This window comes from Shimia gijangensis (assembly GCF_900142085.1).
GTDB lineage: Bacteria > Pseudomonadota > Alphaproteobacteria > Rhodobacterales > Rhodobacteraceae > Shimia > Shimia gijangensis.
The window spans coordinates 1-1,512 of record NZ_FQZQ01000069.1; the positions used below are offsets into that span (position 1 = coordinate 1).

The following is a 1,512-nucleotide window of genomic DNA, read 5'->3' on the forward strand; positions in this document are numbered from 1 at the left end:
TGTCCGTCGGCAGAGTTTTTGGGCCCAAGAGCGGCCTAAACTAAGAGAGTGTTTGGCTCATCTTGTTGATGGTATTATGCGGCGTGTTTGCGATGTTGCAAGCGCCGGGCTTCGAAGGTCTTTCGTTTGATCTCCTCTCGTTGTCTCAGAATGGCTTTGTCGCGCCCGAAGTAGACGTCGGACGGCGTGACGTTGTTGAGGCTCTCATGATACCGCTGATGATTGTAGTGATCGACGAAGGCCTCGATTTGGGCTTCAAGATCACCAGGCAGGAAGTAGTTTTCCAGCAGGATTCGGTTCTTCAAAGTCTGATGCCAGCGTTCGATTTTGCCCTGTGTTTGCGGATGATACGGCGCACCGCGAGAATGCTTCATCCCTTTGTCTTGCAGCCATTCAGCCAGACCGCCAGAGACGTAACTGGACCCGTTGTCGCTGAGCAGGCGGGGTTTGTGGACGACGTGCACCTGATCGCAGCCGGAGGCCTGCAGAGCCAGGTCGAGTGTGTCTGTGACGTCCTCGGCCCGCATGTTGGTGCAGAGCTTCCACGCGATGATGTATCGGCTGTAATCGTCCAAAATCGTGCTGAGATAGAACCAGCCCCAACCGATGATCTTCAGATACGTGAAGTCGGTTTGCCAGAGCTGATTGATGGCTGTGGTCTTGTCTTTGAACTCACTTGCCGCCTTGATCACAATGAAGGCTGGGCTGGTGATCAGATCGTGTGCTTTCAGAATCCGATATGTCGAAGCCTCTGATACAAAGTAACCTTCTCTGTCTGTGAAAGTCACTGCCAGTTCCCGTGGTGATAGTTCGGTCTCCTTCAAGGCCAGCTTAACGACTTTACGCCGCACCTCGTTTGGGATGCGGTTCCAAACATGCTTTGGCTTTGGTGACTGATCTTGCAGACCGGCCTCCCCACGTTGCAGATATCGGTCATACCAACGGTAGAATGTCGTGCGCGGGATGCCCAACTTGGCCAGCGTTTGACGCGCTGACAGATGAGATCCCTCAACCAGTCGGATGATCTCCAGCTTCTCGGATGCAGCATACCTCATTCTTGATCGCCCCCATCGCCTGTCATGCTTTTTTTGAGAAGACGAAGCTCAAGCGTTTGTTCCGCGACAACCTCCTTCAGATCACGGGCTTCGCGACGTAGATCCTTGACCTCGTCGGTCGTGGCAGCCCGAGCCGTATCACCAGCCAGCCGCCGCTTCCCAGCTTCCATGAAGTCCTTGGACCACTTGTAATAGATGCCTTGCGATATGCCCTCACGACGGCACAGTTCAGCGATGCTGTCTTCGCCACGCAGGCCGTCCAATACGATCCTGATCTTCTCTTCTGAGGAATACTGTTTGCGCGTGGCCCGCTTAATATCTTTGACGATCTTCTCGCCTGGGCTATTGCGTGTTCCGGATGTCTGTCTCATGTCCCACTCCTTGGTGGTTACGATGAGCCAGAAACACTCCCTTATCAAATCACCCTATTTGGACCCATAAGCGCTGACGTCAGACA

General features: G+C 53.8%; 1 protein-coding gene. It reads right to left on the reverse strand.

Features of this window, described 5'->3' with window-relative positions:
- Window positions 1-74 precede the first annotated feature (74 nt).
- Window positions 75-1,426, reverse strand: a protein-coding gene (locus BUC32_RS20025) for an IS3 family transposase (RefSeq protein ID WP_139280822.1) whose coding sequence is annotated in 2 segments (ribosomal slippage) — window positions 75-1,088 and window positions 1,091-1,426 — 1,350 coding nt in all. Because the reading frame shifts where the segments join, the coding sequence is not laid out codon by codon here.
- Window positions 1,427-1,512: the final 86 nt, after the last annotated feature.